At 69.0% G+C, this 25366-nt stretch carries 25 protein-coding genes and 2 pseudogenes; 8 read left to right on the top strand and 19 right to left on the bottom strand.

Going from position 1 to position 25366, the window contains the following annotated elements:
- Window position 1 precedes the first annotated feature (1 nt).
- Together RS84_RS06375 and RS84_RS06370 are read right to left on the bottom strand one after the other, a co-directional pair.
- The gene (locus tag RS84_RS06375; RefSeq protein ID WP_045256913.1) at window positions 2-316 is read right to left on the bottom strand and encodes a hypothetical protein; all 315 of its coding nucleotides are present in this window, start codon (window positions 314-316) and stop codon (window positions 2-4) included.
- A gap of 40 nt (window positions 317-356) precedes the next feature.
- Window positions 357-728, bottom strand: coding sequence for a sterol carrier family protein (locus RS84_RS06370; RefSeq protein ID WP_045256912.1), 372 nt, complete (start codon window positions 726-728; stop codon window positions 357-359).
- Between the two features lie 55 nt (window positions 729-783).
- Here RS84_RS06370 and RS84_RS06365 point away from each other — a divergent pair, with 55 nt between their 5' ends.
- Window positions 784-1464: an NUDIX hydrolase gene (locus RS84_RS06365; RefSeq protein ID WP_045256911.1), complete on the top strand. Its 681-nt coding sequence runs from the start codon at window positions 784-786 to the stop codon at window positions 1462-1464.
- 228 nt (window positions 1465-1692) lie between these two features.
- Window positions 1693-2970 (top strand): phosphoribosylamine--glycine ligase, encoded by a 1278-nt coding sequence (gene purD, locus RS84_RS06360; protein ID WP_045256910.1) that lies wholly within the window; start codon window positions 1693-1695, stop codon window positions 2968-2970.
- Between the two features lie 121 nt (window positions 2971-3091).
- Here purD and RS84_RS06355 read toward each other — a convergent pair whose 3' ends face one another.
- From RS84_RS06355 to RS84_RS06335, 5 genes are all read right to left on the bottom strand, one after another.
- Window positions 3092-3820: an amino acid ABC transporter ATP-binding protein gene (locus RS84_RS06355; protein WP_045256909.1), complete on the bottom strand. Its 729-nt coding sequence runs from the start codon at window positions 3818-3820 to the stop codon at window positions 3092-3094.
- Window positions 3817-5286 (bottom strand): amino acid ABC transporter substrate-binding protein/permease, encoded by a 1470-nt coding sequence (locus RS84_RS06350; protein WP_052676244.1) that lies wholly within the window; start codon window positions 5284-5286, stop codon window positions 3817-3819. Before RS84_RS06350 ends, RS84_RS06355 begins: the two co-directional genes overlap by 4 nt.
- Before the next feature lie 187 nt (window positions 5287-5473).
- Window positions 5474-6004 carry a GNAT family N-acetyltransferase gene (locus RS84_RS06345; protein ID WP_045256908.1) on the bottom strand — a complete coding sequence of 177 codons (531 nt, stop codon included), beginning with the start codon at window positions 6002-6004 and terminating at the stop codon, window positions 5474-5476.
- Window positions 6005-6141: 137 nt separating this feature from the next.
- Window positions 6142-7695 (bottom strand): MFS transporter, encoded by a 1554-nt coding sequence (locus tag RS84_RS06340; RefSeq protein ID WP_045256907.1) that lies wholly within the window; start codon window positions 7693-7695, stop codon window positions 6142-6144.
- Complete coding sequence (locus RS84_RS06335) at window positions 7692-8315, bottom strand: PadR family transcriptional regulator (protein WP_045256906.1); 624 nt, start codon at window positions 8313-8315, stop codon at window positions 7692-7694. Before RS84_RS06335 ends, RS84_RS06340 begins: the two co-directional genes overlap by 4 nt.
- Before the next feature lie 122 nt (window positions 8316-8437).
- On the opposite strand from RS84_RS06335, the gene RS84_RS06330 reads away from it, so the two are divergent.
- The 3 genes from RS84_RS06330 (at window position 8438) to RS84_RS06320 (ending at window position 12139) form a co-directional block, all read left to right on the top strand.
- The gene (locus tag RS84_RS06330) at window positions 8438-9829 is read left to right on the top strand and encodes a hypothetical protein (RefSeq protein ID WP_045256905.1); all 1392 of its coding nucleotides are present in this window, start codon (window positions 8438-8440) and stop codon (window positions 9827-9829) included.
- Window positions 9813-10700, top strand: a complete 888-nt coding sequence (locus tag RS84_RS06325; RefSeq protein ID WP_045256904.1) for a phosphoribosylaminoimidazolesuccinocarboxamide synthase — start codon at window positions 9813-9815, stop codon at window positions 10698-10700. The genes RS84_RS06330 and RS84_RS06325 overlap by 17 nt, the downstream gene beginning before the upstream one ends.
- Window positions 10701-10798: 98 nt before the next feature.
- On the top strand, window positions 10799-12139 hold the full coding sequence (locus tag RS84_RS06320; RefSeq protein ID WP_045256903.1) for a uracil-xanthine permease family protein: 1341 nt from the start codon (window positions 10799-10801) through the stop codon (window positions 12137-12139).
- Between the two features lie 185 nt (window positions 12140-12324).
- Here the strand turns inward: RS84_RS06320 and RS84_RS06315 are convergent, their stop codons facing one another.
- Window positions 12325-13002, bottom strand: a complete 678-nt coding sequence (locus RS84_RS06315; protein ID WP_045256902.1) for a TetR/AcrR family transcriptional regulator — start codon at window positions 13000-13002, stop codon at window positions 12325-12327.
- A 123-nt stretch (window positions 13003-13125) separates the two neighbouring features.
- Here RS84_RS06315 and RS84_RS06310 point away from each other — a divergent pair, with 123 nt between their 5' ends.
- Both RS84_RS06310 and RS84_RS18625 read left to right on the top strand, forming a co-directional pair.
- On the top strand, window positions 13126-13998 hold the full coding sequence (locus tag RS84_RS06310) for a DUF1266 domain-containing protein (RefSeq protein WP_045256901.1): 873 nt from the start codon (window positions 13126-13128) through the stop codon (window positions 13996-13998).
- Entirely contained in the window at window positions 13971-15035 is a 1065-nt protein-coding gene (locus RS84_RS18625; protein ID WP_052676243.1) for a hypothetical protein, read from the top strand. Before RS84_RS06310 ends, RS84_RS18625 begins: the two co-directional genes overlap by 28 nt.
- 162 nt (window positions 15036-15197) lie before the next feature.
- On the opposite strand, the gene RS84_RS19420 is transcribed toward RS84_RS18625, so the two are convergent.
- From RS84_RS19420 to RS84_RS06265, 10 genes and pseudogenes are all read right to left on the bottom strand, one after another.
- A complete protein-coding gene (locus tag RS84_RS19420; protein ID WP_200891991.1) occupies window positions 15198-15818 on the bottom strand; it encodes a hypothetical protein in 621 nt (206 codons plus the stop codon).
- A gap of 39 nt (window positions 15819-15857) precedes the next feature.
- Window positions 15858-15935, bottom strand: a pseudogene (locus RS84_RS18900) (DUF2510 domain-containing protein); the annotation flags it as partial.
- A gap of 217 nt (window positions 15936-16152) precedes the next feature.
- On the bottom strand, window positions 16153-17439 hold the full coding sequence (locus tag RS84_RS19280) for a hypothetical protein (RefSeq protein ID WP_045256899.1): 1287 nt from the start codon (window positions 17437-17439) through the stop codon (window positions 16153-16155).
- A gap of 19 nt (window positions 17440-17458) precedes the next feature.
- Window positions 17459-17872 (bottom strand): hypothetical protein, encoded by a 414-nt coding sequence (locus RS84_RS06290; protein WP_152641769.1) that lies wholly within the window; start codon window positions 17870-17872, stop codon window positions 17459-17461.
- Between the two features lie 195 nt (window positions 17873-18067).
- On the bottom strand, window positions 18068-18583 hold the full coding sequence (locus RS84_RS06285) for a hypothetical protein (RefSeq protein ID WP_235281411.1): 516 nt from the start codon (window positions 18581-18583) through the stop codon (window positions 18068-18070).
- Between the two features lie 33 nt (window positions 18584-18616).
- A pseudogene (locus tag RS84_RS19690) lies at window positions 18617-18700 on the bottom strand (DUF2510 domain-containing protein); the annotation flags it as partial.
- Between the two features lie 145 nt (window positions 18701-18845).
- Window positions 18846-19472, bottom strand: coding sequence for a response regulator (locus tag RS84_RS06280; protein ID WP_045256896.1), 627 nt, complete (start codon window positions 19470-19472; stop codon window positions 18846-18848).
- On the bottom strand, window positions 19469-20719 hold the full coding sequence (locus tag RS84_RS06275) for a sensor histidine kinase (RefSeq protein WP_235281402.1): 1251 nt from the start codon (window positions 20717-20719) through the stop codon (window positions 19469-19471). Before RS84_RS06275 ends, RS84_RS06280 begins: the two co-directional genes overlap by 4 nt.
- Window positions 20720-20766: 47 nt before the next feature.
- Complete coding sequence (locus tag RS84_RS06270; RefSeq protein WP_045256894.1) at window positions 20767-22371, bottom strand: urea amidolyase family protein; 1605 nt, start codon at window positions 22369-22371, stop codon at window positions 20767-20769.
- A 10-nt stretch (window positions 22372-22381) separates the two neighbouring features.
- A complete protein-coding gene (locus RS84_RS06265) occupies window positions 22382-23146 on the bottom strand; it encodes a LamB/YcsF family protein (RefSeq protein WP_045256893.1) in 765 nt (254 codons plus the stop codon).
- Window positions 23147-23476: 330 nt separating this feature from the next.
- Between RS84_RS06265 and RS84_RS06260 the strand changes: the two genes are divergently transcribed.
- A complete protein-coding gene (locus tag RS84_RS06260) occupies window positions 23477-24295 on the top strand; it encodes a matrixin family metalloprotease (protein WP_052676242.1) in 819 nt (272 codons plus the stop codon).
- A 60-nt stretch (window positions 24296-24355) separates the two neighbouring features.
- Here the strand turns inward: RS84_RS06260 and RS84_RS06255 are convergent, their stop codons facing one another.
- Window positions 24356-25348, bottom strand: coding sequence for a LacI family DNA-binding transcriptional regulator (locus RS84_RS06255; RefSeq protein ID WP_045257018.1), 993 nt, complete (start codon window positions 25346-25348; stop codon window positions 24356-24358).
- Window positions 25349-25366 lie beyond the last annotated feature (18 nt).

The following is a 25366-nucleotide window of genomic DNA, read 5'->3' as shown; positions in this document are numbered from 1 at the left end:
CTCAGTCGCTCTCGATGATCCGCTCGCGCTGCACGCGGACGACGCGATCCTTGCGTCGCGCGAGGCGCTCGGCGATGAGCCCGGCGACGCCGCCAAGGGCGAGACCGATCGGCGCGGTCCACAGCAGGAGGAATCCGAACACCTGCCCCGCCGGATAGACGACGTCGAGGACCTCCGAGGGCTCGTAGCTGCCGACGAGCGTCAGGATGCCGGCGACGATCACGCCGACCACGACTCCGATGCCCATGAAGACCCCGTAGCGCGGAACCTTGCGCACGGTCGCTTCGACGGTCTGAGCGGAGTCTGCGGGAGCCATGCATCCATTGTCCCACCGTTGCCCGCGGGCCGCGCCGCCGTCAGGGGCGCAGCGGCAGGACCCCGGTGAGATCGGCGCGGGTTCCTGATGCATGGACACGACCGGATGCCGCGGCATCCGCCCATTCCTCCGTGCCCGTCGCGACCGCGATCCAGGTCGTCGCGTCCATCTCGACCACGTTCGGTGGCGTTCCGCGGGTGTGCCGAGGACCCTGGATGACCTGCACAGCCCCGAACGGCGGCACCCGCACCTCGACGCTGTTGCCCGGCGCCTTCTCGTCGAGCAGCTGCAGCAGGTAGCGCACCGCAGTCGCGAGGTCGGTGCGCTGGGGCTTCTCGCCGGAGGCATCCGCAGCGCGCACCGCCGCCAGGGCCGTGCGACCGTCGACGATGTCGATCTTCTTCGGAGGCATGAACCCAGCGTACGCACTCGCCCGATCCGGCCGCAGCGGGCATAGGCTCGGAACGATGACTGCCGATGCCGAGACCCTGCGCGGAGCGCGCGCCGAGCTCATCGCGGCTGCGCGGCGGAGCTCCGGCTGGGCCGCGCCCTTCCCGCCGGTGGTCGGCAGCGCGCACGAGGCGTCGGTGCTCGTGCTGTTCGGGAAGCTCGACAGCATCCCCGCCCGCACCGACGAGCTCACGGTCGCGGGCGATCTCGACGTCCTGCTGCAGCGCCGCGCGGCCACCCTCTCCTCGCACCCCGGCCAGGTGTCGTTCCCGGGCGGGCGCAGGGAGGAGCAGGACGCGGATGCCGTCGCCACGGCGCTGCGCGAGGCGCAGGAGGAGACCGGGCTCGACCCGGCCGGCGTGGAGGTTCTCGCGACCCTGTCGGAGCTGCCGCTGGCCGCCAGCAATCACAGGGTGACGCCCGTGCTCGGCTGGTGGCGGTCGCCGTCGCGCGTGGTCGCGGTCGATCATGCCGAGACCGTCGAGGTGTTCCGCGTTCCCGTCGCGCAGCTGCTCGATCCGAGCATCCGCTTCACCTCGACCATCACCCGCATGGGCCGCACCTGGAAGGGACCGGCGTTCGACGTCGACGGCACGATCGTGTGGGGCTTCACCGCGATGGTGCTCGACGGGCTGTTCGACGCCGCCGGATGGACGCGGCCGTGGGACCGCTCGGTGGAGCGGCCGATCGAGCTCTGAGCCCCCAGTAGTCAGCGATTCAGGCGGCTCGCGCCCTCGTCGGCGCGGTTGGAGGCCGAATCCGGCACCTTCCGTCTCGTTCGTCCTGGGTTGTGAGCGCCTGAGCGTTCACAACTCCTCGAAACCTGGGTTGCGACGCCCGAAAACCGCCGATTCCGCCTCCCGCGCGCCCATTCGTGGGGAGTTATGAACCGACACCACGCCGGCCGACCTCGGTAGTCTGGACAGGTGAAGATCCTCGTCCTCGGTTCCGGTGCCCGTGAGCACGCGATCATCCTCGCCCTGCGCGCCGAGCAGTCGGAGCACGACATCTTCGTCGCACCCGGCAACGCCGGCATCGCGCAGGACGCGACCCCCGTCTCCGTCGATCCGCTCGACGGTGCCGCGGTGACCGCATTCGCCAACGAGCACGCGATCGACCTCGTCGTGGTCGGCCCCGAGGCGCCCCTGGTCGCGGGCGTCGCCGATGTGCTCCGCGCGCACGGCATCCCCGTGTTCGGCCCCGGCAAGGCCGCGGCGCAGCTCGAGGGGTCGAAGTCGTTCGCGAAGCGGATCATGGATGCCGCTGGCGTGCCGACCGGACGCGCGGTCCGCGCCGCCGGCGTGGCCGAGGTGGAGAAGGCCTTCGACGAGCTCGGCGCCCCCTACGTGGTCAAGGCCGACGGTCTCGCGGCGGGCAAGGGCGTCATCGTGACGTCAGACCGCGCCGAGGCGCTCGCCCACGCCGAGCACTACCTGCCCGCCGGTCCCGTGCTGATCGAGGAGTTCCTCTCAGGCCCCGAGGTCTCGCTGTTCTTCCTCAGCGACGGCGACACCGTGCGCGCGCTGAGCCCCGCGCAGGACTTCAAGCGCGCTCTGAACGACGACGAGGGTCCGAACACCGGCGGCATGGGCGCGTACTCGCCGCTGCCGTGGCTCGACGAGCAGTTCGGCAGCGAGAAGGCGTTCGTCGACGAGGTCACCCGCGACGTCGCGCTCCCCGTCATCCGCCAGCTGGATGCCGAGGGCACCCCCTTCATCGGCCTCCTCTACGCGGGCCTCATCCTCACCCACGCCGGCGTGCGCGTGATCGAGTTCAACGCGCGCTTCGGCGATCCCGAGACGCAGATCGTGCTGCCGCGCCTCGTGACCCCGCTGTCGGAGCTGCTGTTCGCCGCGGCATCCGGCACCCTCGAGGACCAGCCCGAGCCGGTCTTCAGCGACGAGGTCGCCATCACGGTCGTGCTCGCGAGCGAGGGGTATCCCGAGGCGCCGCAGACGGGTCGCCCGATCGAGGGTCTCGCGGATGCCGCAGCCGTCGACGGCGTGCGCCTCGTTCATGCCGCGACGGCTTCCCCCGATGCACCGGGCGGCTCGCTCATCGCGACAGGTGGCCGCGTGCTCAACGTGGTGGCCGTGGCATCAGACTTCCGCACCGCGCGCGACCGCGCGTACGAGGCGATCGCCAAGATCAGCCTCGACGGCTCGCACTACCGCACAGACATCGCAGCCCGCGTCGCCGACTAGGCCTGCCGGCGCGGGCGCCGTCGACGGCACGGGAACTCGCCGACTGCACGGCTTCGCAACGCCTGCTTCTCGTGCACTCGGCGAGTGCACGAGAAGCAGGCGGCAACAGCGGATGCCGAGCTCAGAGCACCTTGGAGAGGAAGTCCTTCAGGCGCTCGTTCTTCGGCGCGCCGAACAGCTCGGCCGGCGGCGCCTCCTCGACGACCACACCGCCGTCCATGAACACGGTGCGGCCCGAGACCTCGCGGGCGAAGCCCATCTCGTGCGTCACGAGCACCATGGTCATCCCGCCCTCGGCGAGGTCGCGGATGACCTGCAGCACCTCGCCGACCATCTCGGGGTCGAGAGCGCTCGTGGCCTCGTCGAACAGCATGATCTCGGGGTCCATCGCGAGCGCACGCGCAATGGCGACGCGCTGCTTCTGACCTCCCGAGAGGGATGCCGGCCTGGCATCCGCCTTCTCCGACAGACCCACCCGGTCCAGCAGTGACAGGGCGCGATCGCGCGCCTCGGCCTTCGACATGCGTCCGAGCTCGATCGGAGCCAGGGTGATGTTCTCCAGCACGGTCATGTGCGGGAACAGGTTGAAGTGCTGGAACACCATGCCGATGCGCTGGCGAACCTCGTCGAGCTTGACGCTCTTGTCTGTGAGGTCGACGCCATCGACGATCACATGACCCGAGGTGGGCTCCTCGAGCTTGTTGAGGCAGCGCAGCAGCGTGGACTTGCCCGAGCCCGACGGGCCGATGACGGCGACGACCTCGCCGTCGCCCACCTCGAGATCGATGCCCTTGAGCACCTCGTTGTCTCCGAAGGCCTTGTGCAGATCCTTCACGACGATCTTGCTCATGCGTTGAACTTCCTCTCCAGGCGGTTCGCGAGCAGCGTCAGCAGCGTGATCACGACGAAGTAGATGACGGCGACGATCGTCAGCACCTGGGCCGACAGGTAGGTCGAGGCGATGATCTGCCGCGACTGGAACGTCAGCTCGGCCAGGCCGATCACGCTGATCAGCGAGGTGTCCTTCAGGGTGATGATCCCCTGGTTCACGAACGACGGGATCATGATGCGGAACGCCTGCGGCAGCACAACCTTCTGCATGGTCTTCCAATGGCCGAGGCCGAGCGAGCGCGAGGCCTCGTTCTGGCCGGGGTCGACGGCCTGGATGCCGCCGCGGATGATCTCGGTCATGTAGGCGCCGGTGTTGAGCGACAGCGTGATCGCACCGGCGACGAACGGGTTGAACGTGAGACCGGGGAACAGCTGCGGGATCGCGAAGAACACGAAGAACGCCTGGACCAGGATCGGGGTGCCGCGGAACACGAACACGTACGCGGTCGCGAGCCATCTGAACAGGAAGAAGCCCGAGATGCGGCCGAAACCGAACACGATGCCGAGAACGAACGCGGCGACGAGGGCGACGAGCGTCGCGAGGATCGTCAGCCAGAGGCCGTTCATGAGCGCAGGCCAGTACTTCACGGCGACCGAGATGATGTCGGTCGGCTGATCCGAGGCCTCGCCGCTGAGGTACGTGTCGACGATCTTGTCGTAGTCGCCCGAGGCCTTGAGGTTCGCGAGGCCCTTGTTGAACATCTCGACCAGCTCGGGGTGCTGGCCCTTGTTGACTGCGAAGCCGTACTCGCCGCCGAGCTCGGGCTCGCCCACGAGGCGGAAGCCCGATCCCTGCTGGATGCCGTACGCCAGCACCGGGAAGTCCTCGAAGTAGCCGACGGCCTGGCCGGCCTTGACCGCATCCACCATGTCGGTCGTGTCCTGATAGGGCGTGACCTTGAAGCCGTACTTCTCCTGGTTCTCCTCGGCGAAGGTCTGCCCCTGCGTGCCGGTCTTGACCGCGACGGTCTTGCCGTCGAGATCGTCGAGCGACTGCACGTCGCTGGAGTCGAGCACGCCGAGCTGGATGCCGCTGGTGAAGTAGGGATCGCTGAAGTCGAACGTCTTCTTGCGCTCGTCGGTGATCGACATGCCTGCCATGACGGCGTCGACCTGGTTGGACTGCAGCGCCTGCACGGCCGCGTCGAATCCGAGCTGGCGGATCTCGACCTCGAAGCCCTGATCCTTCGCGATCGCGCGGAGCAGGTCCATGTCGATGCCGACGAGCTCGCCGTCGGAGTTCGTGAACTCGAACGGCGCGAAGGTCGTGTCGGTGCCGATGATGTACTTCTCGTCGGCGGCGGTCGCGCTCGTCGAGACGCCGAGGATCGCACCGACGGCGAGGAACGCCGTGATCGTGGCGGCGCCGGCGACACGGCTCACTCTGCGCAGACGCGCGATCGCGGAAGAGGGGTTTCGGATCACGACGGATGCTCCTCGGATCGGATCAGGCGACCGGTCGGCCGCCGATGATCAACCCTATCCTCCGCCTCGGCCGGCCCTTTCCCGTCGCAAACCTGGTCGTGATTCCGGCCGAAAGCCGACCAGGGCTGGGGCCGGAGCGGAAACGAGGCGGGCCGGAGTCAGACCGACGGATGCCGAGCGGATGCCGTCACAGCGCGATCCAGTACCGGCGCAGCAGCGAGTGGCCGCGCTCGGTCTGGTCGCTGATGTCCTGCAGCACGCCTCCGGCGCGCTCGATCGTGCGCGCAGATGCCACGTTGTCGTCGTCGCACGTGATGAAGACCCGTTCGAGGCCGATCTCTCGCGCGCGGTCGAGTGCGAGCGCGAGCGCCGCGGAGGCGTATCCCTGGCGGCGACGAGATGGGCGCACTGCGTAGCCGATGTGCCCGCCGGCTTCGCGGAGCCAGTCGTTGAGGGTGTGCCGGAACGACAGGAAGCCCACGACCTCGCGGTCGTCGACGATCCAGTAGAGGTCGTTGTGCACGCGGTCCTCGGGCGGTGCCACCGTCGTGTCGGCGAGCACCGCGGCATCCCGGATGAGCGCGTCGAGAGTGACCCGGCCGGGAACAACCGGCGCCTGCAGACCCGAGCCGTCGATGTGCACGCCGTCGAACTCGTTCACGGCGGCGGCCCAGCTGTCATAGAGGTCGGCGGTGGGTCGGATGAGCGCAGTGGTCATCACCCGATGAGATCATGCCCTCCGCCGACTCGCCAACTCGGCCCGCCGGTTCCCCTCGTCGTTCCCGTCGCGAACTCTGTCGTCATCCGGCTTCGACGACGACCAGGCTTGACGACGGGAACGACCGCAGGGTCGGGCTACTCCGCGATGATCACGGGCTCGGCATCCGCATGCGGCCGGCCGACCGCCTTCGGCCTGCGCAGGAACAGGACGGCGATGACCCCGAGCAGGATGAACCCTGCGGGAAGCAGCATCGACTGCGCCATGGCGTCAGAGAAGGGGCCCGCGACGGCATCCGGCAGCGACCCGCCGCCGAAGCTCGCGCCCATGTCCGATGCACCCGGCAGGGCGGCTTCGATGCGGCTCTGCATGAACACCGCGATCGCGGCCGAGCCCAGCACCGAGCCGATCGTCCTCGTCGTGTTGTAGATTCCGGCGCCGGCGCCGGCCTGGTGCCGGGGCAGGTTCCGGGTGGCCGTGGTCGCGAGCGGACCCCACATGCCCGCATTGCCGATGCCGATGATCGCCGAGGGGATGAGCATCCAGAGCACATCGGTCTCGGTGTTCATCATCGCCGCGTACAGGAAGAGTCCGATCGAGACCAGTGTGAGGCCCGGCACGAGCATCAGGCGCGGGTCGACGCGGTCGAGCAGCTTGCCCGCGAACGGCGACAGCACGCCTGCGGCGACGGCCATCGGGATCAGCAGCAGCGCCGACTCGGTCGGGGTGAGCCCGCGGCCGGTCTGCAGGAAGAACATGAGCGGCAGCGACTGCGCCGTGACGGTGAAGCCGACGGCGGCGATCGTGATGTTCGACCACGAGAAGTTGCGGTCGCGGAACAGCTCCATCGGCACGAGGGGCTCGCTCTTGGTGCGCGACTGGTACCAGAGGAACACACCCAGCACCACGGCGCCGGCGATGATGAGTCCCCATACCGAGATCGGACCCCAGATCACACCCCAGTCGTACTTCTCGCCCTCCTGCAGGCCGAAGACGATCAGGAAGAGCGCGATCGCGCTGAGGAAGACTCCCGGGATGTCGAAGCGGTGCGAGTGGGTCTCGAGCCGCGGCACCAGCATCCACGCGAGCACGAAGCCGATGATGCCCACCGGCACGTTGATGAAGAAGATCCACTCCCAGCCGGCGCCGTCGACGAGAAAGCCTCCCGCGAGCGGGCCGACGAGCATCGCGACGCCCGAGGTGCCGCCCCACAGGCCCATGGCCGCGCCGCGTCGCTCGGGCGGGAAGGTTCGGGTGATCACGGCCATGGTCTGCGGCGTCATGAACGCGGCCCCCAGGCCCTGCACCGCACGCGCGACGATCAGCATCTCGAGTGTCGACGACAGGCCGCACCACAGCGAGGCGAGTGTGAACGTCGCCAGACCGATGAGATAGATGTTCTTCGGGCCGAACCGGTCGCCCAGGCGTCCGGTGATCAGGAGCGGCACGGCGTAGGCGAGCAGGTAGGCGCTCGTGACCCACACGACGTTGTCGAAGTTGTTCGTGTCGGGGTCGAGCGCGGCCTTGATGGCGGGGTTCGCGACCGAGACGATCGTGGTGTCGACCAGCAGCATGAAGAAGCCGATGACCATCGCCCACAGGGCGGGCCAGGGACTCTTCGGATGCAGGAAAGAGCCGGTGTTCGTGGTGGCAGGCGGTCCGGAGGGCGCCGTCGAGGGGGAATCGGTCATTGCTGGGCGGCCTTTCGCTGAGCGAGGTAGCGGTCGGTGTTCTCGAAGGCGTGCGGACCCCAGGGGAACGCGGCGGCCTCGAGACGGGAGAGAAGGGAGTCGAGCCAGCGCAGCTCGGCGTCGAGCAGCACCTCCTGACGCTCGAACTCGACGAGCACCTGTTCCGGCACGCTCTTCTCGCGTGCATCGCGGAGCCCGTCGCTGAGCTGCGCGCAGGCGTCGGCGAGGGCGGCCCGGCGGATGCGGAGGCTCTGCATCGCATCGTCGCGTTCGAGGTTGTGGGCCTCGGCGAGCGCGATGCGGAAGTCGGACGGCCGGTCGATGCTCGTCAGTTCGCGGCGCAGCCAGCCGACGAGGTTCTCGGCGCCGCTGCGGGTCAGGGTGTACGTCGTGCGCTCGGGTCGGTTGCCCTCGCGCTCGACGCCGACCTCAGCGATCAGCTCGGCCCGCTGAAGCCGCGCGACCGTGTGATACAGCGTCCCGTTCGTGATGGTGAGAAGCCGGTCGTCGCGGCGTCCGCGCATCAGGCGCACCATCTCGTAGGGATGCATGTCGCCTTCGCGGAGCAGCGCCAGCACCATGACCCCCATCGGGGTGAGCTGGTCGCGAGAGCTCTTCATCAGTAGTCCATTCCGTTTAGTCCATATGGACTATATCAGTCCACAGCCCGCGTCCAGGCCGCCCACGGCATCGGGCTTCCCGGTATCGTCGGATCCAGCACGCCGGATCCGGGGGGACGACGATGAAGAAGAACGGGAAGGGCCGGCCGCACCCATCCACGATGCGCGCCGTCTCGCTCGCTGTCGCCGCGGCGTTGATGCTCGCACTGACCGGATGCGGTCCGGTTGACGCAGGATCGAGCGCTGCAGACGCGTTCGAGCGGGACTTCGCCGACGTCGACGGGGTCGCCTCGATCGAGACCGGCGCCCACAATGATCTGCCGTTCATGGGAAGCGTGGACGCTCATGTGACGGCCGAGACCGATCTGTCGGATGCCGAGGTCGACGAGCTCGCCGCGGCCTTCTCGGAGTACATGCGCTCGCATTCCGCGAATGTCGGGTGGAACTCATCCCTCACCGCCGGCGCCGTGACCGTGGGCGTCGACGAGGACGAGGAGAGCGGTACGAAGCACCTCGAGGTCGCCCGAGACCTCATGGCCGTCCCCCACGTTCAACGTATGGAGGTCGGGCTGGCCTTCAGTGACGAGCGGGTGCTGGTCTCGGTGGACAGCCCGGAGATGCTCACACAGGGGTATCTGGCAGCAGCCTCCGCCGTGCGGCGCCTCGGCGTGACCGACGGCCGGTCGAATGCGCACGCCATCACCGGGTCGCCCGGCTTCGGAATCGACGACATGTCCTGGGACGGCGACGCGCCCGACATCATGCCCGCTCTCACCGCCTACGAGATGATCCGCACGCGGTTCACGCTGTCCGGGGCCGCCGTCACACCCGACGAGCTCCACGTGCGCACCGCCAGCGACGATGACGTCTCGGCGCTCCAGGAGTTCGTCTCATCCCTCTCCACGCCCGCCGACCTGGCGATCGACGTGCAAGGCGGTGTGACGACGATGTCGGAGCCCACAGAGGCCGCGAGCGTCGTCACCGATGCGCTGGCCGACCTCGAGGTCTCCACCGCGATCCGCACCTCGAACAACTACGTGAACGTCACGGTGCCGGCGGCGGCAGACGCCGAGACCGTCCTGGACGCGATCGGCGACCTCCCCGAGTTCCGCTCATTGAGCGGCTTCGGTCTGTCCACAGCCGATACCGAGTTCAGCGTCTTCGATCGACCGGCTGACTTCCCGGGTTCGCTCGCGATCGCGCAAGCGGCGTACTCGCTGCCCGGCATCGACGCCGTCGACGTCCGCGAGACCGATGCGGATGAGCAGGAGCCGACGGCGCGGTTCGAGTTCTCGAACTCGGACGAGGCCACGATCTCGGCCTTCGCGAGCACGATGAAGCCCCTGCTTCTCGAACGCGGTTGGCACACGTGGATCAATGCCGATGGCTCGGTGGAATGGTTCACCGCGGCCGATCCGCTGGTCCTCGATGAACCGATCGGCGTCGGCCGCGACGCCGAAGGGCAGAGGTTCGCCGACATGCTGGTGCGATTGTGGGATGCGGCACCGCGATAATGGCTGTGTGAGCGAAGCACTGAGCATCCCCGGCTGGCGGCACGTCTACTCCGGCAAGGTCCGCGACCTGTACGCCTCGGAGGATGCGGAGGACACCCGCATCCTCGTCGTCGCCTCCGACCGGGTGAGCGCGTTCGACTTCGTACTCTCACCCGGCATCCCCGACAAGGGCGCCCTGCTCACGCGACTCAGCCGCTGGTGGTTCACGCAGCTCTCGGACGTGCCGAACCATCTCGCCGAGGGCGAGCTGCCCGCATCCGTCGCCGACCGAGCGATGCTCGCGCAATCGCTCGAGATGCTGCCGATCGAGTGCGTCGTGCGCGGCTACATCACCGGGTCCGGGTGGGTCGAGTACCAGGAGAGCGGCACCGTGTGCGGCATCCCGCTGCCCGCCGGCCTGCAGAACGGCGACCGCCTTCCCGAGCCGCTGTTCACTCCGGCCTACAAGGCGCCGATGGGCGAGCACGACGAGAACATCACGTTCGAGAAGACCGTCGAGCTCGTGGGCGCGGAGCGCGCCGCCCAGCTGCGCGAGGCGTCGCTCGCGATCTACACGCGCGCCGCGGCCATCGCGGAGGACAAGGGCCTGATCCTCGCCGACACGAAGTTCGAATTCGGGACGGATGCCGACGGCACCCTGCGCCTGGCCGATGAGGTGCTCACGAGCGACTCCTCGCGGTACTGGGACGCCGAAGCCTGGGCGAACGGAACGACTCCGAACGAGCGGATGGCCAGCTTCGACAAGCAGATCGTGCGCGACTGGCTCGCCGCGAACTGGGACAAGCAGGGCGAGCCGCCGGCACTGCCGAAGGACGTGGTCGAGCGCACCGCCGCCCGCTACCTCGAGCTGATCGAGCGCCTCGGGGCCTGACCCCGGGCTGCTGAGCCCGTCGAAGCACGCCCAGGTAACACTCAGGAATCGGTAGTGTGGCGGAAGCACTCCCACACCCCCGAACCTGAGGAGCCCGCATGCCCCTGTGGAAGATCCACGGAGATGGACACACCGTCGAACCCGGACAGGTCGTCACGCCCGAAGAGCGGCTGAGCTGGCCGGCCACGATCGCGATCGGCGCCCAGCACGTGGTGGCCATGTTCGGCGCGACGTTCCTCGTGCCGATCATCACGGGATTCCCGGTGACGACGACGCTGCTCTTCTCGGGCGTCGGCACGCTGCTGTTCCTGCTGCTCACCCGCAACCGCCTGCCCAGCTACCTCGGCTCATCATTCGCGTTCCTCGCTCCGATCACGGCGCTCAACGGCGGTAACACCCTCGAGACCCCCGAGCAGATCACACAGGCTCTGGTCGGCGTCGCGGCGGTGGGCGTGCTGCTTGCCGCGATCGGCTTCCTCGTTCAGGCCGTCGGCACCGGATGGATCGACCGGCTCATGCCGCCGGTCGTCGCGGGTGCGATCGTCGCGCTGATCGGCTTCAACCTCGCGCCGGCCGCCTGGAACAACTTCAAGCTGCAGCCCGAGCTCGCCACAGTCACGCTGATCGCGGTGATCCTGTTCAGCGTGCTGTTCCGCGGGTTCCTCGGCCGCATCTCGATCTTCCTCGGCGTGATCGTCGGCTACATCGTCGCCGCGTTCACCGGCCAGCTGAAGTTCGACGGAATCGAGGACGTCGCCTGGGTCGGCCTGCCGCAGTTCCACCTCGCCGCGATCACCGACCCTGCCGCATGGAAGCTCGTGCCGATGTTCCTCCCGGTGGTCCTCGTGCTGATCGCCGAGAACGTCGGGCACGTGCGCGGCGTGGCCACCATGACCAACGACCCGTCGATCAACAAGAGCACCGGCCGCGCACTCGTCGCCGACGGCGTCGCGACCACGATCGCCGGCGCCTTCGGCGGATCGGGCACCACGACCTACGGCGAGAACATCGGCGTCATGGCCGCGACCCGCGTGTATTCGACCGCCGCGTACTGGGTCGCCGGCATCGTCGCGATCCTGCTCGCCTTCTCACCCAAGGTCGGCTTCGTGTTCAACACCATCCCCGCCGGAGTGCTCGGCGGCGTCACGACCGCGCTCTACGGCCTCATCGGCGTGATCGGCATCAAGATCTGGGTCGACAACCGCGTGGACTTCTCCCGCCCGGTGAACCAGTACACGGTCGCGGTGTCGTTCGTGATCGCGATCGCCGGGTTCGCGATGGGCTGGGGAGACTTCCAGCTCGGCGCGATCGTCGTGGGCACGGTCGCGGCTCTGCTGATCTACCACCTGGGCAACGCGATCGCCCGCTGGCGCAAGACCGGAGCGGATGACGGCGGCCCCATCCCCGCGGTCGGCCCCCTGGGCGGCGACCCCGTCTGAGTGACGATGGAGATCCCGGATGCAGAAGCGGCAGCATCCGGGATCTCTGCGCATGCGGCCTGCGCGCCGGCTGCGTTCACAACTCAGGATCAGCGAAGCAGATGGCGCCGATCTCACGCAGTCTCCGCACCGGACCGACGATTCTTCCTGAGTTATGAACGCGCAGCGAGCCGCACGCGCCGGCTTCACAGCGGCCCGCCGGCCTCCGCACGCGCCGCGCCCGACGCACGGGGTCTCGGCTCGCCGCGACGGGGCGGAGCGGACAGCGGAAGCGGATCCTGCGGCTCGGGCAGTCCGTACAGCCGGTGCACCCAGCGCCGCGCGTCTTCGAGCGGGTAGGTGTCGCCGAACACGGCGAACTTCACGAACACGCCCTCGAGGACGCTGCGGAGCATGACCTCCTCGAGTGCGGGGTCCGCGGCGCCGCGCGCCCGGAAGAGGTCGCGCACGGCATCCTCTGCTGCGGCGACGCCCTCGGCGTGCCGCTGCTCCGACTCGGCGAACAGCCGGTGGGTTGCCGGCTGCTGCTGCATCGCGAGCACCGCTCGCTGCAGCGGCACGGCGAAGGCCGTGGCCATGAGGGCTCCGTCGATCACCGCGGCAAGCGCCTCATCAGGTCCGCCCTCGACGCGAGCGAACGAGAGCAGGGTGTCGAACCAGCGGTCGATCACCGCCGAGACGAGCTGGTCCTTGCCTCCGAAGTGATAGTTCACGAGTCCCTGTGCGACGCCGGCGCGACTCGTGATCTCGGCGATGCTTGCCCCCGCAACACCCCGTTCGGCGAACAGCATGATCGCAGCCTGCAGGATGTTCTCCCGCGCCTTCTCGCGCGCGACACGATTCTGCTCGTCAGAGCGTGCCATGCGGCATCCTCCTCTGCGATGCGGACGACGGTCTTCGCGAAACGGGCCTGTTCCCTATAGATTACTCACTGAATACTCGTTCAATCTAAGCCGATCGCCAGATCCTCAGCCCCAGGAGCCCTCATGCGCGCCGCCGCTCGCGTCGACTTCAACAACGTCTTCTCCATCATCGAGTGGCTCATCTCGCAGTGGTGGGTGTGGGTGATCGTGGGCGTCGTAGCCCTGTTCTTCATCGTGGTGTGGCTCATGCCCGGCTTCAAGGTGAAGGCCGACGAGAGGTACTCCACGACCGACACCGAGGCGAACGAGATCGCCCTCGGCCTGCTCCAGATCGTGAACCTGCCCTCGGGCCACTGGAACGACCCGACCGCATCGATCCTGGGCGATCGCGAGAAGAAGGTGCTCGTCGACCAGTGGAGCGTGCACACGCGTCAGGACTGGCTCGACAACATCGAACGCCTCGTCACCGTGCGCCGCCGCCGCGAGATGTGGGTGCTCTATCTCGCCGTGCGCGCACAGCTCGCGGAGCAGCTCGGTCGAGTGCCCAGAACGAAGGAGTGGCTGAACGCGATCGTCGCCGAGGGCGGCGACAAGCGCGACGCCCGCACGTTCGTCACGTCGATCGAGTACACCGAGGGCCTGATCCGCAAGCGCGTCGGCAAGGACATCGTGACGCCCGACCTGTTCGTGAAGACGCTCGACGGCTACGCCCTCGGCCAGGCCGTCGGCATGACGACGTGGGGCGTCGCCCTCGGTCACGGCGACGTCGCGGAAGCGCGCGAGATCATCCATCGCATCAACGTCGAGGGCCGGCCGGCGTTCTCATCGTGGGCGGACTTCGGCCTCAGCTACATCGCCGGTCGCGTGATGCACTGGAGCGACGGCAAGGTCGACGAGAAGGCCTTCGACAAGTTCGGCGACGGATGCGTCGACTTCCAGGCCGCGGCCACCGCGAAGCGCAACGGCCCGTGGGCGACGCTGTCGTGGAGCCTGTAGCGGTCGACCTCGAGCCGCTGCGCCGGAATGCGAGGCTCGGCGACATCCTCGCCTACGAGCGGATCGTGCGGATGCCGCTGCACCGGCGCTTCATCGTCGTGCTCGTCGCGGTGCTGCTCTTCGCTGTCGCGATGCTCGCGGGGCTCTGGTTCCTCGGGCGCAGTGACATCCTCGCGGTGGCTCCGATCCTCGGCGTGTTCGTGGTCGGATACACGGTGCTCGCGGCCGTCGGATTCGCCTGGTACGCCGTGGGGCTCGGGCGCAGGGCCAAGGTGGCGGCCTTCGCCTGGCAGAACGGATGGGCGTACGCCGACCTCCTGGAGAACACCCGTCGCCCCGGCGCAGCGTTCGCGCGTGTGGCGCGCGGGCAGGAGCGCGCAGTGGTCGCATGCGACGACGAGCGGATGCCGTTCGAACTCGGCATGCATCACTCCGTCGCGCGGGGGCAGGAGGGCGCGACCATCCAGCGTCCGTTCGCCTTCATCGAGCTGCCGCTGCCGTCGTCGGTGCCGCACATCGTGCTGGCGAACCGCCGGCGCAGCATCATCCCCACTCTGGGCCTCGGCCGCGGAGCCGCCCGCATGGAACTCGAGGGCGAGTTCGCGACGGTGTTCCGCCTGATCGTGCCCGAGGGCTACCAGCAGGATGCGCTGTACATCTTCACGCCCGACCTCATGGCACGCGTGCTCGACCTCGGCTCCGGGGCTGAGATCGAGCTGGTCTCGGATCGGCTGTACGTCTATCTGCCTGCGCGCACCCGCTTCGATCGTGCAGACACGATGGCCGCCGCGGTGGTCATCGCTGAGGAGTTCCACCGCCGCTTCGCGGCGCGCACCGAGCTGTACCGCGACGACGACGCCGGGGAACTCGCGGCGCGTGCGGGTGTCTCTGTGGGGCTGCGCGGGCAGCGCCTCGGCGGCGGCGGCGTCTCGGTGATCGCGATCGCCGCGACCGCCGGTGTGCTGCTGCTCTCCGCCGGGTTCACGGCGTTCTCGCTGTTCGGCGGCGACATCCTCCGCAGTCTCGGCGCCTCATAGACCCACGGGTGCGGACCGCTGGAGGGGCGTCAGGTCCGTGCCCGTGTCCTCTTCACGACGCCGTGAGCCGCCTGGTCACCAGGTGAGCTGTTCGCGTCCGTCGGAAGACGAACGCCCCGCATCGCCCGCGGCGCCGAGGTCGGGACAACTCAGGATGAGTCGTCATCCCTGGGCGCCTTCGCCGCTCGGGTCGCACGTGTCGATTCCGTCCTCGATCGCTTGTCGCGCTGCTTCCCGCTCGGAAGGGAGCGGGTCCTCTCCCGATATCAGAAGCCGGAGCGTTTCATCCGAGAGGTCGGAGGCGTACAAGAACTGCCCCATGCATGGATAGAAGTCCGGCATGTCGTCATAGCTCGTTACTCCGCCTGCGTGCAGAGTCTCCTTCGACCCCGCGGCGAGTTCCTCGGGTGAGGGCCGCCCCGCGCTCGTTCCCGTGGTGGGCGTGTCGGTCGGTTGCTCGGTGGACGTCGTCGAGGGCGTGTCTGTGGGGATGGCCGGATCGACCGGCCCCGGCAGGTTCGCGAGCAGCGAGATCACCAGCACGATCGTGCCGATGGCTCCGCCGACGACGGCGAGGACCATCCCGACGATCGAGGGCCACTTCACCGCCCCCTTCCGGAACAACCCCACGAGCGACACCACGAACCCGGCCAGCAGGACCACCACACCGACACCGAACACCGCGGGAATGCACGCGAGAACGGTGCCCAGCACCGCCAGTCCCAGACCCACGAAACCGAGAACCGGCGACACGCCGACACCCGCCGCAGGAGAAGACGTCACCGGAGAAGCCGCCACCCCCGACGCCACCCCCTGCACGGGAGCGAAATCATCCGTCCACCGCTCGCCATCCCACCACCGCTGACGACCCGAACCATCGTCATACCACCCAGCCTGCATAACCACACCCTCCTCATCAACACGGCTCCGACCGCGCGGACACCAGCCTACGACGGTGGTATGCCACCCGAACGGGATCTCGCATCGGCATCACCGCCTCGTGACACGCGTCCACGAAACGATCCTCCGCGGGCACGACGCCTCAAAGGCCCGGGCCTCAGGCCTCACCGGGCATCAGGTCCGGATCCTTGTTCACCTGAAGAAGTGAGACGACCAGTTACCAGGTGAGCTGTTCGCGTCCGTCGGAAGACGAACGCCCCGCATCGCCCGCAGCGCCGAGGTCGGGCGCGGTCTCGTCGTCCGGTTCAACCTGGAATGCCATGAGATCCTGCCCGCGGCGACGATTGCGCTTGCTGTTGCGTCCGGCACCCGCACCCCCGCCTGCAGCGCCACCGGCCACGGCTCCGCCGCGTCCGCCATTCGCCGCACCCTGCTGAGCCACGACGCCGGCCGAGCCTGCACCGGATGCCGAACCGACACCGCCGACGCCACCAGCACCCACGCCCACGCCACCGGCGACCAGGCCAGGGCGTCCGCCCAGACGCGCGGCCAGACCAGCGGCTCCACCGCCGACAACACCGTTCATCCCGCCGCCGACTGTTCCGTTACCGCCGGCACCTCCGCCGCCGATACCGCCACCGGGACCGCCGGTTCCTCCACCGGGGACCACGCCGTCAGTGCTGCCGTCGACGTTGGGGTCGGTGCCGTCCGTGTCGGGGACGCGGGGGTCGTTCACGTAAGGCGGGTCGACGTAGGGCGGGTCGACGAACGGCGGGCGGTGGATGAGCGGTGGATCGATGATCGTTCCCCCGCCGCCGCCGTTGCCGCCCCCACCGGATCCCGTTCCTGCCCCTCCGCCGCCGGAGCCGCCGCCGGAGCCGCCGCCGTTGACACCCGGGCCGTCGACCTGCCGGTTTCCACCCGTGCCGTCATCCCCCGAAGGATCGGGCGTGGGCTCGGGCTCGTCGTAGTCCGACACGGGCATCGAATTCATGATGTCCTGCAGGGTGGCATCGAGGGTGGCCGTCACCTTCGCGGCCGCCTCCTCCTGCGCGAGCGCCGCCTGATCCAGGTAATACTGCTTCGCATCGGCCGGCGTCATCAACACTCCAGGCGACACGTGCACAGGGCTGTTCGTGTTCTGCGCCGTGGTCACCGTGTCCTGCTGGTCCTGCGTCAACCCGGCATCAGGCAGTTCGCCGGTACTGGCCGCCGCAGCCTGCAAGGCTTGATTCGCCGCATCGATCGCCTTGCTCAACGCCGCCTGATGCGCCGCGAACCTGTCGATCTCCTTGTGGAGGGTGGTCAGCGCTTCTGACGCACGGTCGCCGTATTCTCCCTCGAAGCCCTGGGCGTGCGCCGCCTTTAGGGCGCTCTCCGATGCCTCGTTCGTTGCTTCCGCCGCCGCGAGACTCTGCTTGGCCTGTTTGTCAAGCGCAACCTCGACGTAGAAGCTCTTTCGGTTAGCCTGCAACCGGTCGAGACGTTCCTTGTTCTGCCCCATGTTCGTTGCCTCTCCAGCCTCAGGCGCTCGTCGTGCCGTAGGCGGAATCCGAGTCAGCCTTGTTCAGCCGATCGATGTACCGCTGCTGCGACTCCTCGTCGAACTTCGTCGTCGAATCGATCGCGAGGACGAGATTCTCCTTCGCCCTGTCCAGTTGCGCCTCAAGCGCGGCGCCCCACGCCAGCGTCGCGTTGTAGCGGGCGGTCAGCATCGCGGCGAGTTCCACCGACTTGCCGTCGGCGGTCCACACCGTGGCGGTCTGGCCCTGGGCGATCGCCTCCAGCGCCTTCCTGGAGGCCCCCAGCGCCGCGTACGCGTCCTCCACCAGCTTCACCTGCTGTGCCGCCTGAACCTCGTTCATCACGACGAAGTTGATCAGCGGAATGACCGGATCCAACAATGGAATCGGAATCGGAATCGGAATTCTCGGCATGGCGCCCCCCTCTGACAAACCTGCTCGTCACAAGCCTAATCTCGAACCCGCCCTCACCGCATGGGGAGGACTACCCATAGGGTGACCAGCCTTTGACGGCGCCGGCGGCGGTTCAGTTGGAACCATCACCGTTCGGGTCGCAGGTCAACGTCGCCTCATAGGACGCCTCCACGACCGCGTCACGCTCAGAACCCGTCACGATCTCGCCAGCGGCGATGATCCGAAGCGTTTCGTCGGACAGGTCGGAGTCGTAGAGGAATTGACCGACGCATGGGTAGAAGTCAGCATGTCGTCATATTCGGTGACACCGCCAGCGCGCACCCCGGCGGCAAATCCATCCGCGATCTCCTCTGGTGACGGCCGCCCCGCGCTCGCGGTGGGGGTGTCGGTCGGCTGTTGTGTGGAGGTCGAGGGTGCGTCGGTAGGGATGGCGGGATCCGTCGGTGATGGCAGGTTCGCGAGCAGCGAGACCACCAGCACGATCGTGCCGATCGCCCCACCGACCACCGCGAGGACCATCCCGACGATCGAGGGCCATTTCGCCGTACCCCTGCGGAACAATCCGACCAATGACACGACGAACCCGATCAGCAACACCGCCACCCCGACACCGAACACCGCGGGGATGCACGCGAGCACGGTACCCAGCACCGCCAACCCCAGACCGATAAAGCCGAGAACAGGCGCACCCGCAGCAGGAGAAGACGTCACCGGAGAAGCCGCCACCCCCGACGCCGCCCCCTGTGCGGGAGCGAAATCATCCGTCCACCGCTCCCCATCCCACCACCGCTGACGACCCGAACCATCGTCATACCACCCAGCCTGCATGACCACACCCTCCTCGACGACACGGCCCGCACCGCGCGATCACCAGCGTACGTTGGTGGCGTTTCATCTCGCTTCGCCCGCTCAAGGATCGGGGCACGACGACTGGACGCGCAGCATCGCTCCCGGCCGAAGCGGAAGAACAGCCTCAGCGCCGGATGATGCGCTGCTCGATCGCGGCGGCGACGGCTCCGGCCCTCGTGTCGACGCCGAGCTTGGTGTAGATGTGCGACAGGTGCGATTTCACGGTGGCCTCCGACACGAACAGCGCTCTGGCGAGCTCGCGATTGCCGAGCCCGTCGGCGAGCAGCTCGAGCACCTCGACTTCCCGCTCGGTCATGCGGGGCTCAGGCGACGACGCCCTGCGCATCAGCACGCCGGCCACGGACGGCGCGAGCGCGGGTTGCCCTCTGGCCACCGAGCGGATGCCCGCGAACAGGTCCTGCGGAGGCACGTCCTTGAGCAGGTATCCGGCGGCCCCCGCGTCCAGCGCCCTGAGGATGTCGGACTCGGTGTCGTACGTCGTCAGCACGAGCACGGCGGGCGGCTCGGGCAGCGCCTTCACGCGCTTGGTGGCCTCGATGCCGCCCACGCCGTCGCCGAGGCTGAGATCCATCAGCACGACGTCGGGCCCGGTCTCGGCGATCACCGCGAGCGCGGCCGCCGCGTCACCGGCCTCGCCGACGACCTGCAGGTCGTCGCTCGACTCGATCAGCGCCCGAAGGCCGGCGCGCACCACGGGGTGGTCGTCGACGAGCACGAGTCGCAGAGTCATCCGTCTCCCTCTCCTTCGCCGAACACCGAGGAGTCGGAGCCGGAAACGACCAGAGCGGATGCCGGGAACACGGCCGACAGCGTCGTGCCCTCGCCCGGCGCGCTCTCGATCTCGAACGTGCCGCCCAGCACCGCGATGCGCTCCTCGATCCCGGCCAGACCGCGGCCACGCCCGGCCGCACGCCGCTCGGCCACGCGCGCCCGCAGCCCCCGCGGACCGGCGTCGAAGCCCACGCCGTCGTCGCGGATGTCGAGCCGCAGCTCGTCGGGGTGAGCTGTGAGGCTCACGACCGCGCGCGAGGCGTGCGCGTGCTCGGCGACGTTGGCGAGCGCCCCTTGGACCGTGCGGATCAGCGCCGCCGCGACCGGGAGCGGCACCTCGCCCACGGCGCCGTGACTGCGGAACGAGGCGTCGATGCCGACGGCATCCGCCACGACCTTCTCGATGGCCGCCGGCAATGATCCAGCGGCGCCGTCGAGTTCGGAAGGCGCGAGATCGCGCACGACGCGGCGCGCCGCGTCGAGCCCCTCGCGCGCCGCGTCCGCTGCCGAGCGCACCTGCGCACGCGCCTCATCGGGCTGCGCCTGCCACTGCTGCTGCGCTGCCTGCAGCAGCAGGTTGATGCTCGAGAGGTCCTGACCGACCGAGTCGTGGATCTCGCGCGACAGCCGCGCCCTCTCGGCCAGAGCACCCGCCCGGTGCTCGGCCGCGGCGAGATCGGCCTGCGTGGCTGTCAGCTCGTCGACGAGCTGCTGCCGCGCCCGCGCCTCGCGGTCGAGAGCCCTGTATGCGATGGCCGTGGCGACGGCGATCCCGATCGGGCCGGCGACGATCGTGGGGTCAGGATCGGCGGCCAGCCGCAGCTGTGCGACGATCACGACCGCCGTCATGCCCGCGACGATGCCGCTCGCCGGCCAGAACGGCAGGATCTGCAGCACCGCGAACGCGAGCGGCACGGCGCACCAGGCAAACGAGGGTGCGATGAGCGTGAGCATGATCCAGGCCGCTGCGGCGACGAGCGTCCAGACGGCGGGCCAGGCGCCGCGCCGCGGGACGAGGCTCTGCACCGCGGCGACCGCAGCGAGGACGACGGCGCCGGACAGGACGATCGCCATCATCGTCGGTTCGTCGTGTCGGAGCACGTAGCGGATGCCGCACACGGCGATCAGGGCGAGCAGCACGAGCTGCAGCATCCGCCCGAATCGCACCGGGGCGAGGATGCCGCGAACGCCGTCCATCGTGTCCATCATCGTCAGCCTAGGCACGCGCGGCCCGTCGGGCATCAGCCGATCGGCTATCGCTGCGCCGGGCGCACGCGGAATCGCACGCGCGCGCCCGGGGGCAATTGACCTGCGAGATCGAGGGCGCCGGCGGTGAGCGCGCCGATGATCGGATAGCCGCCGGTGAGCGGATGATCAGGCAGGAACAGCACCGGCTGCCCGTCGGCCGGCACCTGGATCGCGCCCGTGACCGCTCCCTCACTGGGCAGCTCTCCCGCGATGGCCCGGGCGAGCGCGACCTCGCCGTGCAAGCGGATGCCGACGCGATCCGAGCGCGGAGTCACCGTCCACTCCTGACCGGTGAGGGTGTGCAGCGCCTGCGGCGTGAACCAGTCGTCACGAGGGCCGAGCGTGATGTCGAGCTCGACGAGGTCGCCGGATGCCGGGAGCGGGCGCGGCAGAGGATGCGGGTCGACCGCGTGCGGTGCGTGCTCGCCGACCTCGACGACATCGCCCTGCCGGAGCGAGGCGGGTCCGAGCCCCGCGAGCGTGTCGGCGGATCGGCTCCCGAGCACGGGAGGGACGAGGATGCCGCCGCGCACCGCGACCACGTATCGCAGGCCGTTCGTCGGGGCGCCGAGAGTGAGTTCATCGCCGTCGGAGGTTGCGAAGGGCGCCCCGTGGTCGACCGTGCTCTCGAATCCGTCGGCGTTCGTCAGCGTCAGCTCGCCTATCGCGCCTGTGACCGCCGCGACGCCGGAGCCGCGGAAGCGGAGAGCGGCGCCGCCCACGATCTCCAGCACGGCCGCGCCTCTGTGGTTTCCGACGGCGCGGTTCGCGTCGCTCAGCGCCGTACGGTCGGCGGCACCGGATTCCGAGACCCCGAGCGCCGCGTGTCCGGGGCGACCGCGGTCCTGCACCAGGATCTGAAGAGCCGGACGGGCGACCTCGATCGTGCGGGCCTGATCTCGCGCGGATGAGCGGGGCGCTTCGCCTCGGTCGCTGGCGCTCCCTCGCTCAACGAGCGGTGTCACGAGCGGCGCAGCCGGTAGCCTCGAGAGCGAGAGCGCCGCAGTGTCGGCGCGGACGAAGCGCACGCGCGTCCCCGGCGAGAGCAGCGCGGGCGGCTCGCGATCGATGTCCCACATCACGGCATCCGTGCGACCGATCAACTGCCAGCCGCCGGGGCTCTCGCGCGGGTACACGCCCGTGAACGCACCGGCGAGACCGACAGCACCCGCCGGTACCCGCGTTCTCGGCGACGAGCGGCGGGGCACGTCGAAGAGCGGATCGTCGCTCACCAGGTAGCCGAATCCCGGCGCGAAGCCCGAGAAGGCGACCTGCCAGCCGGCCCCGAGGTGTCTGTTCACCACCTCCTCGGCGGAGACGCCGAGGAGGTGCGCGACCTCATGCAGGTCGTCACCTTCGTAGTGCACGGGAATGCTCACCTCGCCCGCACGCCGATCCTCTCCGGCATCCGCTGACGTGCCGGCGAGCGTCGCGGCGAGCTCCCGCGCCGACACCTGCAAGGGGTCGAAGCGCACCAGCACCGAGCGCGCACCGGGGATGAGCTCGACCACCCCGGGAAGGTGCGCCCACGCAGGCCCCAGCCGCATCGTCTCGGCCAGGTCAGCGGTCTCGACCAGCAGCGCGCGATCGGATGCCGTGAGGATGCGCATTCGTCCTCCGTCAGGCCCCGGCGAAGGGGGCGATCGCGATGCCGGAGGCCCGCAGCATCCGCCTGATCTCCGACGCCATCGCGACCGCGCCTGGACTGTCTCCGTGCACGCAGACCGACTGCGCACTGATGCGCAGCGCGCTGCCGTCAGCGGCATGGATCACACCCTCGCTCGCCAGCCGCACCACGCGCTCGGCGACGACAGCGGGGCCGTGCAGCACCGCGCCGGCTTCGCCGCGAGGGACGAGCCGTCCGTCTGCGCGGTACGCGCGATCGGCGAAGGCCTCCACGGCGACCTCCAGTCCGGCCCGCTCGGCGACCTCGAGCACTGCGCCTCCGGCGAGGCCGAGCACCACCATGCCGGGATCGATCGCCTTGACCGCGGCGACCACGGCGCCAGCCTGGTCCTCGTCGTGCGCGATGCGGTTGTACAGCGCGCCATGCGGCTTCACGTACGAGACCCGGCCGCCCGCCGACGACGCGAGCGCGATGAGGGCTCCGATCTGATATTCGACCTGGGCCTGCAGCGTCGCCGGATCGACGTCGACGTCGACACGGCCGAAGTTCGCGTGGTCGCGGTAGCCGGGATGTGCGCCGATCACGATCCCGCCCCGCACCGCGGCCGCCACAGTCTCTCTGATCCCCTCCGGAGTGCCCGCGTGGAAGCCGCACGAGACGTTCGCGCTCGTGACGATCTCGAGCATCGCCGCGTCGTCGGCGACCACACGACCCGGCTCGTTCTCGCCCAGATCGGAGTTCAGGTCGATGCTCGCCATCTCGCTCTCCCCTTCCGCCAGCACACCACCAGTGTGCCCGTGCAGAGAGGAGGCTGCTCGACCATGACGTTCGTGGTCGCCTGCTCGCCCTCGCGTTCGACCTGCGTCGGCCGGTATCGGCACCTTCGACCAGCATCCGCGTCGCGTGTTTCTGCCCTGAGTGCAGAAAACACCCGGCACGCCGCGGACTGTATTGACTCCGAGAAAACAGCGCCGTTACCGTGAGCGAGCTTCGACACGATCGGCGGGACGAAGAAGTCCGCCTCCCCGGGCCGGAGCCCGTCCACCGACCAGGAGGGCGGAATCGCTCAGATCGAAGAGGATCACTGCATGCGACTCATCAGAACCCTTGCGCTCGCCGCCACCGCGGTCGCGGCGCTCAGCATCGGCGCGGCCATGCCCGCCACGGCTGCGACGTCTGTCGACGACGGATCCGACGTGCCCTCCTTCCAGGAGTTCGCCGCGTCGACCTTCCGTGATGTCGACGGCAGCTACATCGTCAACGGAGACGAGGTGATCTCGAACCGCAGCGACCTGCGGACCTTCTACGACCGGCTCGTCGGCCCCGATACGCTGACCGACGGACTCATCGTGAACACCGTCAGCGGCGCCGACGACCGGTGGTCCGACGCGCAGGTGGGCAACCTCACCTACTGCGTCAGCACGAAGTTCGGCAGCCGTCACGCCGACATCGTGAGCGCGATGGAGAGCGGCACCGCTCTGTGGGAGAACGCCTCGTCGAAGATCGACTTCGTCTACGTCGGCAGCGCCGACGGCAACTGCACGACCCGCAACAAGTCGGTCGCGTTCTCGGTCGAGCCGGTGCAGACCTCGCAGTACATCGCCCGCGCATTCTTCCCGAGCACGCCCGACCGCCAGCAGAACGTGCTCGTCGACGACTCGATCTGGACCTCTGGCTCCTGGACGCCGACGAACATTCTGGGCCACGAGCTCGGGCACGTCCTCGGGTTCCGGCACGAGCACACGCGTCCCGAGTCGGGCACGTGCTTCGAAGACAACAACTGGCGGCCGCTGACCCCGTACGACTCCTCGTCGATCATGCACTACCCGCAGTGCAACGGCTCGTCCGACGACCTGTCGATGACCAGCACCGACGTCTCAGGCGTCGTCTCGCTCTACGGCAACTGACACTCGCAGAATGCGGCGGGCCCGGTCGATCACGACCGGGCCCGCCGTCTGTGCGGGGCGTCAGGCCGAGGCCCGCACCACGAGCTCGGTCGGCAGGATCGTGATGCGCTCGGGGCTCTCTCCCGCGAGCCGCGACAGCAGGACACCGGCCATCGCCTCGCCCTGTGCGTACATCGGCTGGCGGATGGTGGTGAGCGGCGGATCGGTCGTGAGCGCGACAGCGGAGTCGTCGAAGCCCACGATCGCGACGTCGTCGGGAACGCGGATGCCGGCGGCGCGGAGCGCCGTCATCGCCCCCCGAGCCATCAGGTCGCTCGCCACGAAGATCGCGTCGGGACGGCCGACGGCGAGGATGCGGCGCACGGCCTCGGCGCCCGATGCCTCGGAGTAGTCGCCCGCCTCCTCGGCGAACGGCGTGAGCCCGGCATCCGCCAGTGCGTCCCGATATCCCTGCACGCGATCGTTCGAGGCCACCATCGTCAGCGGGCCCGAGATGGTCGCGACGCGCGTGCGGCCGATGGCGATCAGCCGACGAGTCGCGACGCGGGCGGCGGCGACGTTGTCGACGTCGACGACGTAGTCGCCGTCGCGGGGCCGCACCGGCCGCCCGCCGTACACGACCGGCACGGCATCCGCGATCCTCTCGATGAAGGCGTCACTCGTGTGGTGCGAGACGATCAGCGCGCCGTCGACGCCGCCGTTGCGCATGAAGGCCGAGACCTTGTCGCCGGGGTCGTCGCTCGCGATCAGCAGGTTGAGCAGGTAGTCGGATGCTCCGAGCGCACCCGTGATCCCGGCCACGATCGCCGCGAAGAAGGGGTCTCCGAAGAACCGGGTGGTGTCCTCGGGAACGACCAGGGCGATCGCGTGCGTCTGCCGCGACGCGAGCGACCGCGCGGCCCGGTTGGGCACGTAGTTCATGTCGGCGATCGCGCGCTGCACGGCGGCGAGCGCCTCGGGGCTCACGGCCGTCGAGCCGTTCACGACCCTCGACACGGTCGAGCGGGAGACGCCGGCTGCCGCGGCCACCTCTTCGATGGTCGGCCTGCTCATCGGTCTCCCGTCGTCGTA

This window comes from Microbacterium hydrocarbonoxydans (assembly GCF_000956475.1).
GTDB classification, from domain to species: Bacteria; Actinomycetota; Actinomycetes; order Actinomycetales; family Microbacteriaceae; genus Microbacterium; species Microbacterium hydrocarbonoxydans_A.
Note: the sequence above shows the minus strand (reverse complement) of the source record. Positions and strands in the feature narration are given on the sequence as shown.

Coding starts and splice junctions, on each gene's coding strand:
- RS84_RS06345 (WP_045256908.1), bottom strand. CDS start 6,004: ATGACCACTGCGCTCATCCGACCCACCGCCGACCTCTATGACAGCTGG.
- RS84_RS06280 (WP_045256896.1), bottom strand. CDS start 19,472: ATGACTCTGCGACTCGTGCTCGTCGACGACCACCCCGTGGTGCGCGCC.
- RS84_RS06275 (WP_235281402.1), bottom strand. CDS start 20,719: ATGGACACGATGGACGGCGTTCGCGGCATCCTCGCCCCGGTGCGATTC.
- RS84_RS06335 (WP_045256906.1), bottom strand. CDS start 8,315: ATGAAGAGCTCTCGCGACCAGCTCACCCCGATGGGGGTCATGGTGCTG.
- RS84_RS06290 (WP_152641769.1), bottom strand. CDS start 17,872: ATGCCGAGAATTCCGATTCCGATTCCGATTCCATTGTTGGATCCGGTC.
- RS84_RS06255 (WP_045257018.1), bottom strand. CDS start 25,348: ATGAGCAGGCCGACCATCGAAGAGGTGGCCGCGGCAGCCGGCGTCTCC.
- RS84_RS06265 (WP_045256893.1), bottom strand. CDS start 23,146: ATGGCGAGCATCGACCTGAACTCCGATCTGGGCGAGAACGAGCCGGGT.
- RS84_RS06370 (WP_045256912.1), bottom strand. CDS start 728: ATGCCTCCGAAGAAGATCGACATCGTCGACGGTCGCACGGCCCTGGCG.
- RS84_RS06355 (WP_045256909.1), bottom strand. CDS start 3,820: ATGAGCAAGATCGTCGTGAAGGATCTGCACAAGGCCTTCGGAGACAAC.
- RS84_RS06260 (WP_052676242.1), top strand. CDS start 23,477: ATGCGACTCATCAGAACCCTTGCGCTCGCCGCCACCGCGGTCGCGGCG.
- RS84_RS06315 (WP_045256902.1), bottom strand. CDS start 13,002: ATGGCACGCTCTGACGAGCAGAATCGTGTCGCGCGCGAGAAGGCGCGG.
- RS84_RS06340 (WP_045256907.1), bottom strand. CDS start 7,695: ATGACCGATTCCCCCTCGACGGCGCCCTCCGGACCGCCTGCCACCACG.
- RS84_RS06375 (WP_045256913.1), bottom strand. CDS start 316: ATGGCTCCCGCAGACTCCGCTCAGACCGTCGAAGCGACCGTGCGCAAG.
- RS84_RS06270 (WP_045256894.1), bottom strand. CDS start 22,371: ATGCGCATCCTCACGGCATCCGATCGCGCGCTGCTGGTCGAGACCGCT.
- RS84_RS06320 (WP_045256903.1), top strand. CDS start 10,799: ATGCCCCTGTGGAAGATCCACGGAGATGGACACACCGTCGAACCCGGA.
- RS84_RS06365 (WP_045256911.1), top strand. CDS start 784: ATGACTGCCGATGCCGAGACCCTGCGCGGAGCGCGCGCCGAGCTCATC.
- RS84_RS06325 (WP_045256904.1), top strand. CDS start 9,813: ATGCGGCACCGCGATAATGGCTGTGTGAGCGAAGCACTGAGCATCCCC.
- RS84_RS06310 (WP_045256901.1), top strand. CDS start 13,126: ATGCGCGCCGCCGCTCGCGTCGACTTCAACAACGTCTTCTCCATCATC.
- RS84_RS06330 (WP_045256905.1), top strand. CDS start 8,438: ATGAAGAAGAACGGGAAGGGCCGGCCGCACCCATCCACGATGCGCGCC.
- RS84_RS19280 (WP_045256899.1), bottom strand. CDS start 17,439: ATGGGGCAGAACAAGGAACGTCTCGACCGGTTGCAGGCTAACCGAAAG.